Source organism: Oceanivirga salmonicida (assembly GCF_001517915.1).
GTDB classification, from domain to species: domain Bacteria; phylum Fusobacteriota; class Fusobacteriia; order Fusobacteriales; family Leptotrichiaceae; genus Oceanivirga; species Oceanivirga salmonicida.
This window is the reverse complement of the sequence record NZ_LOQI01000011.1, coordinates 1-16,838: the sequence shown is the minus strand read 5'-3', so window position 1 is coordinate 16,838 and position 16,838 is coordinate 1. Positions and strand designations below refer to the sequence as shown.

General features: G+C 25.2%; 17 protein-coding genes and 1 pseudogene. 16 read left to right on the top strand and 2 right to left on the bottom strand.

Annotated features, from left to right (window positions below; all coding sequences use genetic code 11):
- The 3 genes from AWT72_RS02445 to AWT72_RS02435 all read left to right on the top strand — a co-directional run.
- Positions 1–527, top strand: a 527-nt coding sequence (locus tag AWT72_RS02445; protein WP_197407591.1) for a hypothetical protein, incomplete at its 5' end; no start/stop codon positions are given.
- A gap of 158 nt (positions 528–685) precedes the next feature.
- Positions 686–2,296 carry a PTS transporter subunit EIIC gene (locus tag AWT72_RS02440; protein ID WP_067140273.1) on the top strand — a complete coding sequence of 537 codons (1,611 nt, stop codon included), beginning with the start codon at positions 686–688 and terminating at the stop codon, positions 2,294–2,296.
- A gap of 19 nt (positions 2,297–2,315) precedes the next feature.
- Positions 2,316–2,831: a hypothetical protein gene (locus tag AWT72_RS02435; protein WP_067140270.1), complete on the top strand. Its 516-nt coding sequence runs from the start codon at positions 2,316–2,318 to the stop codon at positions 2,829–2,831.
- A gap of 76 nt (positions 2,832–2,907) precedes the next feature.
- On the opposite strand, the gene AWT72_RS02430 is transcribed toward AWT72_RS02435, so the two are convergent.
- Positions 2,908–4,113 (bottom strand): dicarboxylate/amino acid:cation symporter, encoded by a 1,206-nt coding sequence (locus tag AWT72_RS02430; protein WP_067140267.1) that lies wholly within the window; start codon positions 4,111–4,113, stop codon positions 2,908–2,910.
- Positions 4,114–4,602: 489 nt separating this feature from the next.
- Between AWT72_RS02430 and ilvA the strand changes: the two genes are divergently transcribed.
- From ilvA to AWT72_RS02370, 13 genes and pseudogenes are all read left to right on the top strand, one after another.
- Positions 4,603–5,808 carry a threonine ammonia-lyase gene (ilvA, locus tag AWT72_RS02420; RefSeq protein WP_067140260.1) on the top strand — a complete coding sequence of 402 codons (1,206 nt, stop codon included), beginning with the start codon at positions 4,603–4,605 and terminating at the stop codon, positions 5,806–5,808.
- Positions 5,809–5,890: 82 nt separating this feature from the next.
- Positions 5,891–6,520, top strand: a complete 630-nt coding sequence (locus AWT72_RS02415) for a murein L,D-transpeptidase catalytic domain family protein (RefSeq protein WP_067140257.1) — start codon at positions 5,891–5,893, stop codon at positions 6,518–6,520.
- 90 nt (positions 6,521–6,610) lie between these two features.
- Positions 6,611–7,525 (top strand): DUF4299 family protein, encoded by a 915-nt coding sequence (locus tag AWT72_RS02410; protein ID WP_067140253.1) that lies wholly within the window; start codon positions 6,611–6,613, stop codon positions 7,523–7,525.
- Position 7,526: 1 nt separating this feature from the next.
- A complete protein-coding gene (locus AWT72_RS02405; RefSeq protein WP_067140251.1) occupies positions 7,527–8,132 on the top strand; it encodes a hypothetical protein in 606 nt (201 codons plus the stop codon).
- Positions 8,133–8,191: 59 nt separating this feature from the next.
- On the top strand, positions 8,192–8,317 hold the full coding sequence (locus AWT72_RS10060) for a hypothetical protein (RefSeq protein WP_269320280.1): 126 nt from the start codon (positions 8,192–8,194) through the stop codon (positions 8,315–8,317).
- 37 nt (positions 8,318–8,354) lie between these two features.
- A complete protein-coding gene (locus AWT72_RS02400; RefSeq protein WP_067140249.1) occupies positions 8,355–8,960 on the top strand; it encodes a hypothetical protein in 606 nt (201 codons plus the stop codon).
- A gap of 32 nt (positions 8,961–8,992) precedes the next feature.
- Complete coding sequence (locus AWT72_RS02395; RefSeq protein WP_067140246.1) at positions 8,993–9,760, top strand: YARHG domain-containing protein; 768 nt, start codon at positions 8,993–8,995, stop codon at positions 9,758–9,760.
- A gap of 22 nt (positions 9,761–9,782) precedes the next feature.
- Complete coding sequence (locus AWT72_RS02390; protein ID WP_067140243.1) at positions 9,783–10,871, top strand: glycerol dehydrogenase; 1,089 nt, start codon at positions 9,783–9,785, stop codon at positions 10,869–10,871.
- A 116-nt stretch (positions 10,872–10,987) separates the two neighbouring features.
- Complete coding sequence (locus tag AWT72_RS02385; RefSeq protein WP_067140240.1) at positions 10,988–11,242, top strand: hypothetical protein; 255 nt, start codon at positions 10,988–10,990, stop codon at positions 11,240–11,242.
- 395 nt (positions 11,243–11,637) lie between these two features.
- A complete protein-coding gene (locus tag AWT72_RS02380) occupies positions 11,638–12,612 on the top strand; it encodes a sialic acid TRAP transporter substrate-binding protein SiaP (RefSeq protein ID WP_067140328.1) in 975 nt (324 codons plus the stop codon).
- Positions 12,613–12,736: 124 nt separating this feature from the next.
- Positions 12,737–14,539, top strand: coding sequence for a TRAP transporter large permease (locus AWT72_RS02375; protein WP_067140325.1), 1,803 nt, complete (start codon positions 12,737–12,739; stop codon positions 14,537–14,539).
- A gap of 437 nt (positions 14,540–14,976) precedes the next feature.
- A pseudogene (locus AWT72_RS10055) lies at positions 14,977–15,276 on the top strand (AlbA family DNA-binding domain-containing protein); the annotation flags it as partial.
- A gap of 6 nt (positions 15,277–15,282) precedes the next feature.
- The gene (locus AWT72_RS02370; protein ID WP_306765418.1) at positions 15,283–16,368 is read left to right on the top strand and encodes a DUF8451 domain-containing protein; all 1,086 of its coding nucleotides are present in this window, start codon (positions 15,283–15,285) and stop codon (positions 16,366–16,368) included.
- Positions 16,369–16,639: 271 nt separating this feature from the next.
- On the opposite strand, the gene AWT72_RS09610 is transcribed toward AWT72_RS02370, so the two are convergent.
- A partial coding sequence (locus AWT72_RS09610) for a hypothetical protein (protein ID WP_197407590.1) occupies positions 16,640–16,838 on the bottom strand: 199 nt, incomplete at its 5' end.

Below are 16,838 nucleotides of genomic sequence, written 5' to 3'. Positions count from 1 at the left end.
ATCATACAGGAGTAGGGGCTACTGTAAAATATAAAGGATTTAAATCATTTGTAAGATATAGATTAGCATTATTAAAAAATGATAACTTATTAATTAACCATAATGTGGACTTATATGCAAGATATGGACATAACTTTAAAATTAATAAATTTAATATAGAACCAGCATTATCTTTATATGCAACTTATTCAAGTAAAGTTGAAATAGATGATAAGGTTACATTAAAAGATAGAATAGGTGCTGACTTAAATTTATCTAGTAAATTTTCATATGATATATATAATAACTTAAATATATATGCTACTCCTAGAGTAAGTGTATCGTATAATAACCAATTACTATTAGATAAAAATAACGATGATAATAAACATACTATTGTTAGGTCTTTATTTAAAGTTGGGTTAAAATTAGGGACTAAATATAAGGTTAATAATTTTAGCATAACACCTGAAATTAATTTTGATGGAGATATTAAAAATAAAAAACTTAAAATAGGCGCTAATATATCTTTAGGTTATAACTTTTAATTTTGGGAAATATTTTAATAATTATTCATGATTAAAAATAGAGAAATTATTTTAATATAAAATTAAAAAATGTTCTTTTCAGTTTTGATTAGAACATTTTTTTAATAAATGAAAAATGCTACAAGAAATGTGGTATAATAAAGAAAAAGGGGGTTTTTATGAAAAATAATTTTTTTTCAGTCTTGCAAAAAATAGGTAGAGCATTTATGTTACCTATAGCAGTTTTACCTATGGCAGGAATTTTGTTGGGAGTAGGAGGCTCATTTACTAATCCTGTGTTAATTAAAACATATAACTTAACATTTTTAGAACCTGGAACAGTATTAAATTCTATTTTAATATTATTTTTTAATGTAGGGTTATTTGTTTTTGCTAATTTACCGTTATTATTTGCGGTAGGGGTTGCTATTGGTATGGCTAATAAGAATAAGGAAACAGCGGCATTATCAGCAGTATTAGGTTTCTTATTATTCCATACTATAATAAATACTATACTTACTCATAAAGGAATAACGCCAGATAAGGTTACATATGATGCTTTATTATCTAGCGGTTTGTCAGAAGCCTCAGCAAGAGGAACAGCAGCACTATATGCTAGAGAATTAGGTATATTTACACTTCAAACAGGAGTTTTTGGAGGAATAGTAGTTGGTATAATTTCATCAATGATAACTAATAAATTTTCTAATAAGACTTTACCTGATTATTTAGCATTTTTTAGTGGAAATAGATTAGTCCCAGTAATGACTATGTTATTATTTATACCTGTAGCAGCAATTTTTCCATATATATGGCCTAGTATATTTTTAGCCATAGTAAAAGCAGGAGAATTATTTGCAGCAACAGGAGCAATAGGAACATTTTTCTATGGATTTACTATGAGATTGTTAAATGTATTTGGGCTTCATCATGCCATATACCCATTATTTTGGTATACTCAGTTAGGTGGTTATCAAGAAGTTGCAGGTGTAATGGTAGCAGGAGGCCAGAAAATATTTTTTGCACAATTAGCAGACCCAACTGTAAAACATTTTAGTGCAATAGCAACTAAAACTATGACAGGTGGTTTTTTACCGATGATGTTTGGATTGCCAGCAGCGGCATTAGCAATGTATAAAACAGCAGATATTAAAAATAAAAAATTAATAAAAGGAATATTATTATCAGCAGCCCTAACTTCATTTTTAACAGGGATTACTGAACCTATAGAATTTACATTTTTATTTGTTGCTCCAGTTTTATACTTAATTCATGCATTATTAGAAGGTTTGGCATATATGCTTATGTATGTTTTAAATGTAGCAGTAGGAATAACATTTTCTCGTGGAATAATTGATTTTACTTTCTTTGGTTTATTACAAGGAACAGCTAAAACTTCTTATCAATGGATACTTATATTAGGGCCTGTATATGCTTTAATATACTATTATTTATTTAAATTTATGATAATTAAATTTAATTATTCAACTCCAGGTAGAGAAGGTTCACAAAATAAATTATACACAAGAAAAGATTATAATAAAACTAAAGAAATGATAGATGATATAGTAGTTGCCTTAGGTGGAATAGAAAATATAGAGAATATAGATGCTTGCATAACAAGATTAAGAGTATCAGTTAAAGATTTTAGTAAAGTTAGTGATGATGATACATGGAAAAATAAATTAGAAGCTAAAGGAGTCATTAGGTCTGGAAGTGGAATACAAATAATATATGGAACACAGGCAGAAATATATAAAAATAAGATAAGAGAAAAATATAAAATTTAATAGATAGAGAGTGGAATTTATGAAAAAGTTTTTGTTAACAATAATCGCAATATTTACATTACCGGGATTAGTATTTGCTGGGAAACCGGATAATATTAATGTTATTGGTAATGTAGGAGTTAAGACAATGTTATTAAGAAAAGTATATGGTGTAGCATTAGGTGTAAATGTTCAACCTGAATGGATTTTTAAAGGGAAATCTGCAAATATAGGAATAGGGCCAGTTTTTGGTTTAGATACTTCATTAAATTTGGGAAAATCAAAAGAATATTTCTTAACAACGGCTCAAATAAATTTAGGTGTAAGATATGACATATATTTAAGAAATAATGTATATATTGGAAGTGAATTTGGAATACCTATAGGAATTCAAATAGGAAAGAAAGTACATAAAGTTATTAATTTTAACCCTGAAATAATAAATGTAAAATTAATCCAAGTAGGGAAAAAATTTGATAACGGACTTAGAGTAGGAGGCTATATAGGAGTTGGTTCTAAAGGAATAATAGGATTAGAATTAGGACAATCATTTTAGAATATAAATAAAAAAAGCTGGCTAAAAATAGTAATATGTTCTGTTTATAGCCAGTTTTATTATATTATAATATTATTTAGATTGCACTTTTTTTTATGAATTTTTTATAGAATGCATCAACATATAAAGCAATTGCATTATCTCCTGATACATTTATAGCTGTTCCAAAACTATCTTGTGTTATATAAAGAGCTATTAATAATGCACCTAATGCACCATTAGCATCTATTCCTACCATATAAACGAATGGTAATGCACTTATAACAGCACCACCAGGAGCTCCAGGAGCAGCAACCATTGCTATACCTAATATACAAATGAATGGGAATACAACAGAGAATGAATAATTCATACCAGTCATAATTAATACACCCATAATACAGCTTGTAAGAGTTATCATACTACCTGCTAAGTGAATAGTAGCACATAAAGGAACAACAAAGTTAACTATTTCTTTAGAAGTACCATTTTTAAGACCAGCTTCAATATTTACTGGTATAGTAGCAGCAGATGATTGAGTTCCTACTGCAGTTAAATATGCAGGTATTTGGTTTTTAATATAAAAGAAAGGATTCTTTTTATGTAATGAACCTGCTATTGTAAACATAACAGTTATGTATATGTAATGCATTGCAAATATACATAAGTAAATTGTTATAAATACCCTTATAATAGAGAATACTTGTCCAGAAAAAGCTAGTTCAGAAAAAATACCTAAAATATGAAGTGGTAATAGTGGTATTATAAACCCAGCCAAAACTTTTGTAACTATTTGTTCAAATTCATTGAAAATATTAAAAGTTGTTTCTCCACTTTGTTTAGCTCTTAAATAACTAATAGTAATTCCCATCATAAATGCAAATACTATTGCAGCAGTAACGTCTAGTGCTGGTTTTAAAGGTATTGAAAAATATGGCATAACAGAAACTGCTTCTGCACCTATTTTTTCTTGTAAAATTTTAACTAAATCTGGTGAAACTAATTTTGGATATAATGTATTAGCCACAGTATATGAGAAAGTTCCAGCTATTATTGTTGAACAATATGCTATACCAGCAGTTAATGCTAATAATTTTCCAGCTCCTTCTGATAATCTTGCTATACCTACTACAACAAATCCAATAATCATGAATGGTATAAAGAATGATAAGAAACTTCCAAAAAATGCACTGAAAGTTTTAAATATTCTAACCACTTCTAATGGTAAATAACTACCAATAATAATACCTAAAATGATTGCAATAATTAATTTTGGAACTAAACCAATTTTAGATTTTTTCATAAATACTCCTCCTAATTTTTCTTTTTAACTGTTTATTATACAGTTATAATAAATTCCTTATTTATAGTGTATCATATAAATTGAAAAAAACAATATTAGATTATTGAAAATAAATAGTTTTTTATTTGGAGCCTAGACAGTCCTAAATTTTACAAATATTTATCTTTAAATATTTTAAATTGAAAGATATTGAAAAATTTTGGTTGATTTATTTTTAGATTTAGATTAAAATTAGTTGTGGTTTTCACAGGTATATTATGTAAAAAATCATGATATTTTTCAGATTTTATTAATGTTTTATACTTTATTTTATTGGATTTTAAACAATTTATGTATAGAAAAAAACTATATTTATTTATAATTATTTTTATCTTTTTTTGCATTAGATAATTTTGGATTTTTAATACTCTTATTTTTTAGCATTATAATATTAACAATTTTATTTTTCATGGTATAATTTATTAAATTACTTAGAAGGAGATGAATTGAATGATAACATTAAAAGATGTTAAAAAAGCAAGAGAATTAATAAAAGATGGAGTGAAAAAAACTCCTTTAGTTAACTGTCCTACATTAGATAAACTAACAAAGGGAGAAATATATTTAAAACTTGAAAATTTACAAACTATAGGCTCTTTTAAAATAAGAGGAGCAATGAATAAAATTAAATCTTTAAGTAAAGCTGAAAAGAAAAAGGGAGTTATTGCTGCATCGGCAGGAAATCATGCACAAGGAGTTGCTATATCTGCTAGAAATGAAGGAATAAAAGCGACAATAGTTATGTCTAAACATGCTCCTATTTCAAAAATAGAGGCTACTGAAAGTTATGGAGCAAAAGTAGTTTTACATGGAGATACTTTTGATGAAGCATTTGTAAAATCTTTAGAAATTCAAAAAGAAGAAAATTTGGTATTTGTTCATGCATTTGATGATGAAAAAGTAATTGCAGGTCAAGGGACTATTGCACTTGAAATATTAGAAGATTTAGAAGACGTTGATACAATAATTTGTTCTGTTGGCGGTGGAGGTATGATAGCTGGAATAGCTTTAGCTGCTAAAAGTATCAATAAAAACATAAAAGTAATAGGAGTTCAAACTTCAAATATACCTTCTATGGTAAAAGCATTAGAAAAAGGAAGTCCTTATTTTATTACAGGTAAGAAAACAGTTGCAGATGGTATAGCAGTTGGTAAACCAGGAGATAAGACATTTGAGATAATAAAGGAATATGTGGATGAAATTATTACAGTAACAGAATCTGAAATAGCACAGTCTATGTTGTTCTTATTAGAAAAATCAAAAGTAATGGCAGAAGGTGCGGGAGCAGCAGCTCTAGCTTCAATTCTTGCTAAAAAAGTTGATTTGAAAAATAAGAAAGTTGCAGTTGTAGTTTCAGGAGGAAATGTTGACATAACAACAATGGAGAAAATAATAAATAAGGCTTTATTATTACAAAAAAGAAGAGTTAAATTAGTTATGACGCTTACAGATAGTATAGGACAACTTAATTTAGTAACTAAAATTATTAGTAATAAAAAAGCTAATATTTTATACTTAAATCAAACTAAATACGATAATAATTTAAACTCTAATGAACAAACTTTAGAAATTGTTATAGAATGTCTAAATGAAAGACATTTGAAAAATGTATTAAAAGCATGTGATAAAGAAAAAATAAACTATAGATTAACATAAATTTTTTTAAAATTTGATATTATTTTAAAATTGTATTAAAATATAGATGAAGTAAAATTTTATATATGAAAGGAGATGATGTATGTATATAAAAAAATTTTTAGTTTTAATATTTTCTATGATAAGTATATTTTCATATTCTTTGAGTGGTTTAAATATAGAGAATATTTCGAATAAATATAAGGATTTAAAATTAGAAAAAAAAGTTGCTTTTTCAGCATTTCAAAAGGCTATTGAAGGGTACAATAAAATTTCTAAAAAAATAAATAATATAATAACTATTGTTGATTTTACAAAACCATCTACTGAAAAAAGAATGTATGTTATCGACTTAGAAAAAAATGAAGTGCTAATATCTAGTTATGTTAGTCATGGAAAACGAACTGGTGGGTTATATGCAAAACAATTTTCTAATAAAGTTGGCTCTTCTAAAAGTAGTCCAGGTCTTTTTCTAACAGGAAATATTTATAAAGGAATTAATGGAGCTTCATTAGAACTTTATGGATTAGAAAAAGGAGTTAATAGTAATGCTAGAAAAAGAAGTATTGTTATTCATGGAGCAGAGTATGCAGAGTCTGATTTTATACATAAAAATGGTGCATTAGGAAGAAGTAGAGGCTGCTTTGCAGTGCCATTTTCTATAAATAAAAAATTAATAAATACAATAGTTGGAGGTTCTGTTTTCTATGTTCATACAACTAGAAGTAAGTAATTTGAATTTTAAGAGTGTTTAAAATATGGTATAATATATAGTGAAGTTATTGATAAAATTTCTTCACTATATTTTTTGTTGGAGGGGAAAATGAGTGTAATTTTTAAAATAGAACCAAAAAAAGAAAAGAAAATGTTTGGTTTATTATCAAAGAAAACCAGTATTGTAAATGAAATAAAAAAAATGTCAGTTAAAAATTTTTTAGAAATGTTTGATAATAAATATGAAAGTATTATTGATGATGAAGAATTTTTAAATGGTATTATAGGAGAAAATAACTATATTTCTTTAGGTTGTTTTGCTTATACAAGTCGTGCTTTTGATTTTTGTTGTCATAAAGATTATTTTGAGATATACATAAATACACCTTCAACTACAAAGGATTGGAAATTATTACTTGAATTTTTAGAAGATATGCTAATTAAAACTAATGGTATTTTAATAAATGAAAATGAAGAAAAAATAAAGATAAGTGATATAGATTATAAAAAAGATATAATGGCAGGAATAGAAGCTGTATATAATCATTTTAATGAAAAAGAAAGTGATAAAATGATGCTAATTGGTCCTGATAGAAGTATAGAAATATCAAAAGAAATGATTACAAAAGTTATGCAAAGTAATGATATTATAGCAGAATTTGACAAAATGCTAGAAAAAGTATTTTATAGTACTGCATATTTTGCTAAACAAAAATTTTATAAAAAAGATGATAAAATAATAGGTGTATATACAATAGGAGATGGTTATGATGTTGTTATACCATTAAAACCATCAGTTAATTATCAAAATTTAGGTATAGAAAAGGAACATGGTAAAATTAGTCGTTGGGTTTTAACGGTAGTATTTTTTGAAAATAAAGAAAAAGGCGAAAAGCAAGAAATATTTGAGTTAGATTATTTAGAGAATATATCTAAACTTAAAGGGTATAAAAAGTTAGATGCTAATCAAATAGAATTATCAGCAAAAACAAAAGATGAATTAAGAGAAATGTTGGAGGTATAGTATGAATAAGATTGAAATTTTTTGGGAATGGTTTATTGAAAATGAAAAAAAATATTATGAAAATATAGAAAATAATGAAATAAAGCAAAATTTATTTAAAGATTTATCTAAAAGATTAAAAAAAATAAATGAAGGCTTATTTTTTGAATTTAGTCGTATAGAGAATAATAAAATAGAATTTAGCATTTCAGCAGATGGGATGAAAGAAAATTTCCCTGTTGTTATAGAATTAGTTGAGAATGCTCCTAAATTAGAAAATTTTAAAATTTCTGCATTTAGACAAAGAAGAAAAACGGAAAATATTAAAATCTCATATGCAGGTATAGAAATGAGTTATGATGACATATATTTTCGTTATGCAATAGATGAAGATGGATTAGGTTTAGAATTAAATATTAGAAATTTTGAAAAAGATAATAATGCAATTTATAATGCAGTTTATGTATTATTAGATCATTTATTAGGTGAATATGATGTTGCTGTGAATATTTCATGGATTAATTGGGTTAAATTAGATGAAAAAAATATAGATAATTTAATACCATCATTAGAATTAGTAAGAGTAGTTGATTATTACAAAGAGACAAAAAATAAGGAAGAAAAATAAATTAAAAAATTATATAACTATAGATAATAAAATTTTAGTTAAAATAGGAGTTTAGAATTATGAACTATGAACAATTAATAGAAAAAACTATAAAAGGCCACCCATTATGTGAAAATGCAGTTATAATAAATGAAACTATGATGAAAGATGGGCCTATGTATATAGATAATGAGATTATAAATTAATAAAAAGTAAGATAATGAAGAATTATGGAGATATAGTATGAACAAGATAGAAAATTTTTGGAAATGGTTTAGTGAAAATGAAAAAGAGTATTACGAAAATATAGAAAATAAGGAAATGCAGGAGAAGTTACTTAATGAATTATCTAAAAGATTAAAAGCAATAAATAAAGGTTTAACTTTTGAATTTGGTTATTTAAAAAATGATAAAATAGAATTTGTTATTTCAGCAGATGGAATAAAAGAAGTTTTTCCTTTTGTCATAGAATTAGTTGATAATGTGTCAGAATTAAAATATTTTAAAGTTTTTGCATTTAGACAAAAAGGAGAAACAGAAGATATTGAAATAGAGTATGCAGGTCTAAAATTGAGTTATGATGATATATATTTTCGTTATGCAATAGATGAAGATGGTCTAGGTTTAGAATTAAATATTAGAAATTTTGAAAAAGATAATAATGCAATTTATAATGCAGTTTATATATTATTAGATAATTTATTAGGTGAATACGATGCTATTACTTACATATCGTGGGTTGATTGGGTTAAATTAGATGAAAAAAATATAGATAATTTAATGCCATTATTAGAATTAGTAAGAGTAGTTGATCATTACAAAGAAACAAAAAATAAAGAAAAAAATTGATAAATAAGATTATAATTAAGAAAGGTTAGATTATGAAAAAAAATATTTTTATTGTTTTTATCATGTTTTGTAATATATTATTTGCAGATATTAAAGATTGTTCTAAGTGTGCCGTTATAAAATATAGCGAAAAAGATATTGCTAAGATTTCACTATTAGATTTAAAAATTTTAAGAAATGAAATTTATGCAAGGCATAATTTAATATTTAATAATGATAGATTGGCTGAATATTTTTCACAAAAATATAATTGGTATAAATCAAAATATGAGTCAGTAAATGATATAAAGTTAAATCAAGTAGAGAAACATAATATACAACTTTTTCTTAGAAAAGAAAGAGAAAAAGAAGAGATGAAGAAAACTGTTATAAAAGAATTGAAAATATTAAAAAAAGCAGTCTATAATAAAGATAAGAAATTTTTAAAATCTATAATTTCAAAACAAGTTTTAGAACATGAACAGGGAAATAATTTTTTAGACATGTTTATAAGTTCTCTATTTAATATTTTCAAAAAAATTGATTTAGACAATGTTAATTGGTATGGAGATGAAGGGTTATATAAAGTAATAACTGATAATGGATTTATTGTAAATGAAATTTCTCTTAAAATTTCTGGGAATAGTATCAGTTTATCTTTTAATGACCAAAGTCATTCAGAGTTACTTAATGATGAAAATGAAGATAAAGCTTTTTCTTATGGTAGTAGTTATGATTCAACTATTGAATATAGTGAAATGTTCTATTTTGAAATTCAAAATAATAAGATTAAATTAGTTAAATTTTGGGCAGCAGGTTAATAAAAAGGAGTAGGTGAAAATTATGGCAAGAATTATTTGCTCTCCAAGCAAGTATATACAAGGTTCTGGAGAAATTAAAAAATTAAAGAGTTATTCGGATTTATTATCAAAAACTGGAGTATATGTTTTAGTTGATAAATTTGTATATGATAACTATAAAGAACTTATAGAATATAGTTTCAGAGATGATTTATCTAAATGTCATTTGGAAGTTTTTACAGGAAATAGTACAAAACAAGAAGTAGATAGAAATATTAAAATATTAAAAGAAAAATCTTTTGATACTGTAATTGCTATTGGTGGTGGAAAAACAATAGATATAGGTAAAGCCATTTCATATTATGCAAATTTACCAATGATAGTAGTACCAACTGTTGTTTCAACAGATGCTCCATGTTCAGCATTATCAGTTCTTTATACTGAAAATGGAGAATTTGATAAATACTTGTATTTAAATTCTAATCCTAATATAGTGCTTGTAGATACTCAAATAATAGTTAAAGCACCTACTAGATTATTAGTAGCAGGTATGGGCGATGCTCTTTCTACATATTATGAAGCAATGGCTTGTTATAATTCAGGTGTAACAATTGCAGTAGGTGGAAAAACTTCTAATACAGCATTAGCATTAGCAAAATTATGTTTAGATACTTTAATGACTTATGGTTGCAAGGCCAAAATTTCTAGTGAAAATGGTATTGTAGATGAAGCATTTGAAAATATAGTAGAAGCCAATACATATTTAAGTGGAGTTGGATTTGAAAGTGGTGGAGAAGCGGCAGGACACGCTATACATAATGGTTTAACTATACTTCAAGAAACTAACAATAAGTTACATGGAGAAAAAGTTGCATTTGGAACTATAACTCAATTAATTATGGAAAATAGAAGTTTAGATGAAATACAAAAAGTTATTGATTTTTGTAAGAATGTAGGGCTACCTACTAACTTTAAAGATTTAGGAATAGAAAATGTAAGCCATGATAGATTAATGGAAGTTGCAAAGGCAAGTTGTGCAGAAAATGAAACTATACACAATATGCCATTTAAAGTAAATCCTGAAATGGTATTTGACGCTATGATAAAAGCAAATGAATTAGGTTCGAAATAATAGAGAAACAATAAAAATGCACTAAAAAAAAAGCTATTTTTATGATATAATTAATTATAAAATTAATAAGTATTTATCACTCTATTAAACATAGAGTGAAAAAGGAGATTGTAAAAATGCTTGATTATGAAGTTACATTAAGAAAAGAAGTTTTAAGAGAAAAAAGTGCAGGTATATTAGCGGATTATGATAGATACATTGAAAAATATAATATAAAAGAAACTGATAAAAATCCTATAAACTCTTTGTTAAATATTGTTGGAGATATATACAGAAATATTTTTAAACCAGAATATGACAGTATGGAAAAATTAAATGAAGCTAATATTAAATTAGATTTGGCAACTAAAGTTTTAATAGAATTGAGTTAATTATATGAAAAATCTTACAAAAAAAGAAATGCTCCAATAAAACAAATTGAAATGGTTAAAAATGAGCAAAAACATTTGCCGAAAACTAATTAAAAATAGATGATTATCACTCTATTAAACATGGAATGAAAAAGGATAAGTGTAATCGATATTTTGTTTAAATAAATATAAATAAAAAAAATTAAGAATATAGAAAAATTCTATATTCCTTTTTTGTAAAAGAAAAAGAATATATATAAATATTACAAAATTAGATAAAACAATGTAAAATTTTAACCACTCTAAAAAGCTTATTTTTTGTTGCCAAAAACAAAAATGACGATATAATCTAATAGAGATAAAAAATAAAAAAGGAGAATATTATGAAGAAAATTAAAGAATTTGTAAAAGTTATAATGATAACATTGGTATCATTAGTATTAGTATCTTGTGGAGGAAATTCAGAATCAAAAACTTATAATTTAAAAATGGGTATGACAGCTGGGACATCATCTAATGAATATAAGGCAGCACAATTCTTTGCTGAAAAATTATCTGAAAAATCAGAAGGGAAAATAAAATTAGAATTATTTCCAGATGCTCAATTAGGTAAAAATGATTTAGACATGATGGGGCAATTAGAAGGTGGAGTATTAGATTTCACATTTGCAGAAATGGGTCGTTTTTCAACATTCTTTCCAGAAGCAGAAGTTTACACATTACCTTATATGATTAAAAACTTTGAACATATGCAAAAGGCTACTTTTGATACTGAATTTGGAAAAGAAATGATAAAAAAAATTGAAGACAAAAAAGGAATAGTAGTTTTATCGCAAGGATATAATGGTACTAGACAAACTTCTTCTAATAGACCTATAAATTCTGTAAAAGATATGGTAGGACTTAAACTTCGTGTTCCATCAGCGCCTGCTAACTTAGCATATGCTAAAAATTCAGGAGCATCAGCTACACCAATGGCTTTTTCAGAAGTATATTTAGCGCTACAAACTAACGCAGTTGATGGACAAGAAAATCCTTTATCAGCAATTAAAGCACAAAAATTTTATGAAGTACAAAAATATTTAGCATTAACTAATCATATTTTAAATGACCAATTATATTTAGTTAGTAAAATGACATTAGAAAAATTACCTGAAGATTTACAAAAGGTTGTTTTTGAAGCAGCAAAAGAAGCAGCAGTATACCATACTCAATTATTCCAAGAAGAAGAAAAGAATTTAATTGCTTTCTTTGAAGAAAATGGGGTAACAATTACTAAACCTGATATAAGTGAATTTGAAGTTAAGATGAAACCGTTCTATGATGAATATATACAAAAAAATGGAGAAATTGGTAAAAAAGCACTAGAAGAAATCAATTCTATAAAGTAGTAGAATTTTAGGCAGTGTTATATATTGACACTGCTTATTATTTTAGAAAGGAGAATATGTGGATTTATTTTTTAAATCATTTAATAAAATAGAAGAAAAAGTTAGCGGTATTCTTTTTGTTCTTATGTTCTTTATACTTATCATGCAAGTTTTTGCAAGGCAGGTATTTAATTCACCACTTATATGGAGTGAACAATTATCATTATTATTATTTGTTTATGTAGGGTTATTTGGTGTGAGCATTGGTATCAGAAATCAAAGTCATATTATGATAGATTTTATATTTACAAAATTACCTAAAACTGTTCAAAAAATTGTATTTACTTTAATACAACTTATTATTTTAACATGTATATATTCTTTTTTATATTTTGGATTAGATTTATTAACTAAAAAAAGAGATATTATGTTAGTTGCTCTTAATATTCCTAGAAATATAATGTATATAGCATTACCAGTAATATCATTACTTATGCTTGTTAGATTTTATCAATCATATAAAGAGAATTGGAGTGAAAAATTAGTGTTAATTGATCCTCGTATTGTAGCAATTTTTATGGGTATTATATTAGCATTAATTTTATTAAAACCTTCAATTTTCAATTTATTAAAATTAGAAAATTATTTTTACTTTGGAAGTAATACAGTATATATTGTACTTATTTTATGGTTAGTATTAATATTTTTAAGCGTTCCAGTTGGTTGGTCATTATTGATATCAACTATGGTTTATTTTTCGCTTACTAATTGGAATGTAATGTATTTTGCTTCGTCTAAATTAGTTGATAGCATAGAAAGTTTTAGTTTATTAAGTGTTCCATTTTTTATTTTAACTGGTATATTGATGAATGGTGCTGGTATAACAGAGCGTATATTTAATTTTGCAAAAGCTTGTTTAGGGCATTATACTGGTGGTATGGGTCATGTTAATGTTTTTGCTTCTTTAATTTTTTCTGGTATGTCTGGATCTGCATTAGCTGATGCTGGTGGACTTGGGCAATTAGAAATAAAGGCTATGCGTGATGAAGGTTATGATGATGATATTTGCGGTGGAATTACTGCTGCATCTTGTATTATAGGGCCTCTTGTCCCACCATCAATAAGTATGATTATATATGGAGTTATAGCAAATCAATCTGTTGCTAGATTATTTTTAGCAGGATTTATTCCAGGTATATTAACTACAATTACTTTAATGATAGCAGTTTATTTTGTCGTAAAAAAAAGAGGATATAAAAAAGCTTCTAAAACTACATTTAAAGAAAGATGGGAAGCATTTAAAAAAGCATTTTTTGCCTTATTAACACCTATTATTATAATTGGTGGTATATTTTCGGGTAAATTTACACCAACAGAAGCAGCGATTATGGCTGCACTTTATTCAATGATATTAGGTCTGTTTATATATAAAGAATTAACTATAAAAAAAATATTTGAATGTTGTATTGAAGCTATAACTATAAGTGGTGTTACAATATTAATGATTATGACAGTAACTTTCTTTGGAGATATGCTAGCAAGAGAACAAGTTGCTATAAAATTAGCTTCTGTATTTTTACAAATAGCATCAAGTAAAATTGCTATATTAATTATGGTGAATTTACTATTATTATTCTTAGGTATGTTTATTGATGCATTAGCATTACAATTTTTATTATTACCTATGCTTATACCAATAGTAGATAAAGTTGGAATTGATTTAGTATTTTTTGGTGTTATGAGCACATTAAATATGATGATAGGAATTTTAACACCACCAATGGGAATGGCACTTTTTGTTGTTGCACAAGTTAGTAAAATTCCAGTTTCAGAAGTAATAAGGGGGACACTTCCTTTCTTAATACCAATTGCGATAACATTATTAATACTAATATTATTCCCTTCATTAGTAACATTTTTACCTAATTTAATATTAGGTGCGGTCTAAAAATATGGATTTTATCTTATAAATATTAATAGAGCATATTTTTTAGAGAAAATAAAAAAGGTAAATTATATATAGGATTATTATAAAAAAATGATAAAATTATTGACTTGTATTTTTTTAATTAGTACAATGAAATAAATGTTTATAAATTAATCTCGAGAAAAAAATATTAAAAATGAAGACTTCTTTATATCATATTTAAATTAATATAAAAATATCTCGAGAAAATCTCGAGAAAAAAATATTAAAAATGAAGACTTCTTTATATCATATTTAAATTAATATAAAAATATCTCGAGAGAATCTCGAGAAAATTTTGGAAATAGGAGAATTTAATGGCAAAATATAATATAAGTGATATTTTAGGGAAATATGAAAATGAAAGATTGTAATTTAAGTTATGTGGCGATAAACTAGGAAATAGTTTTTGGGAAACCTATTCTGCATTTTCTAATACTAAAGGTGGATTAATTATATTAGGAGTTAAAGAAGAAAAAAGCAAATCTGTAGAAATTATTGGTATAAAAAATTCAGAGAAAATGAAATCTGATATTATAAATACAGCAAATTCTGAAAGTAAAGTTAGTTATAATTCTATAAAGGAAATAAATATAATAAAAATAAATGAAAATAGAAGTATAATAATTGTTGACATAAATGAAGTTAGAGCATCTGACAAACCGGTATATATAAATAATAATATTAAAAATTCATATGTTAGATTAGGCGATTCTAATCAAAAAATGAATGATGATTTATTAAAGGCTATAATAATTGATTCTAATGAAAATTTAGATTCTAAATTGTTACCTGAAACATTTACAATAGATGATATAAATTTAGAAACTGTAAAAAGATATATGAATTTTATTAATGAAGATATATCAACATATTCAAAAAACTATGAAGAGTTTTTACTACAAATTGGAGCATTTAGAAAAGATAGGGAAGATAATAATAAAATAAAATTAACAAAAGGGTGTTTATTATTTTTTGGTAAATTTATATCAATAACAGATTTATTACCTCATTTTCAATTAGATTATTTTCAAATTGATAGAAATTCTGAAAATAGATGGGAAGATAGAGTTTCAACAGGAGATATGGATTACCCAGAATTGAATATTTTTGATTTCTATTTAATAGTATATGAAAAAATTTGTAATAGTATAAAAGATAAATTTATATTAGATAAAAAAGTTAATCAAAGATTGCCTTATAAGAAAAATTTGCAAGAATCAGTTAGAGAAGCTCTTGTTAATAGTTTGATGCATGCGCATTATGATATTAATATTCCTATTAAAATTAATTCTCATAATGAGTATATAGAATTTTTAAATCCTGGCATATTAAAAATTACTATTGAAGACTTTTTTAATGGAGGGACTTCAAGAGTAGTTAATGATGTTATTGCTACTTTATTTAGAAGAGTTGGTATTTCTGAAAAAGCAGGGACAGGTGGTAAAAGAATTTATGATGTATCAGGGAAATTAAATTTAAAAGAACCAGAAATTTTTATTACTGAAAATGGGTGTACTAAATTAAGAATTTGGAAAGAAGATTTACTATCAACCCTTAATGGATCAGATAATGAGTTAAAAATAATGGAGTATATGATTGAAAAAATGATTGCATCAAAAAATGAAATTTCAACAGATCTTAATATTAGTGATTACTATACAAGAATTTCTTTAACTAATTTAGTTTCAGAAAAACATTTGAAAAAAGTAGGTAATGGTAGATCAACTAAATATATGTTATCTACAAATAATCCAAGAGGTAAAGTTGGTGTGATAAGGGGTTTAATTAAATTTTTAGATAATCAATAAAATAAAATTAAGAGTATAGAAAAATCTATATTCTTTTTTTATAATATTCTATTTTCTATTTTTTTTATAATTTTTAATAAAGACACACCAAAATAAATAGGTGTGAGAAATATATTTTTTCAAATTAGACCTAGCACTAGGATTTATTAGAAAAAAAATAAGTTTTTTGTTGTAATTTTTTTTTATTTGTGTTACAACCCAAGTTTCGCAACAAAAAATCACTCAAACTAAGCCAATACAATATGTATAGCCGAATTTGAGTGATATTTTTTTAGAGTGTGAATTTTAATTTCTCTCTTATTTCATTTTCTTTTTTTATTTTAAAATCAAAGTCTATATTAAACGCTTTAAACAATTTCATTAATTCTAAATATTTAAAATCTTCTTCAAACATACACCAACCTTTTACTATTGTTGCATTAAATTCTTGTAGACATCTTTGTAAATTTACCGAACTTATTCCTTCGCTC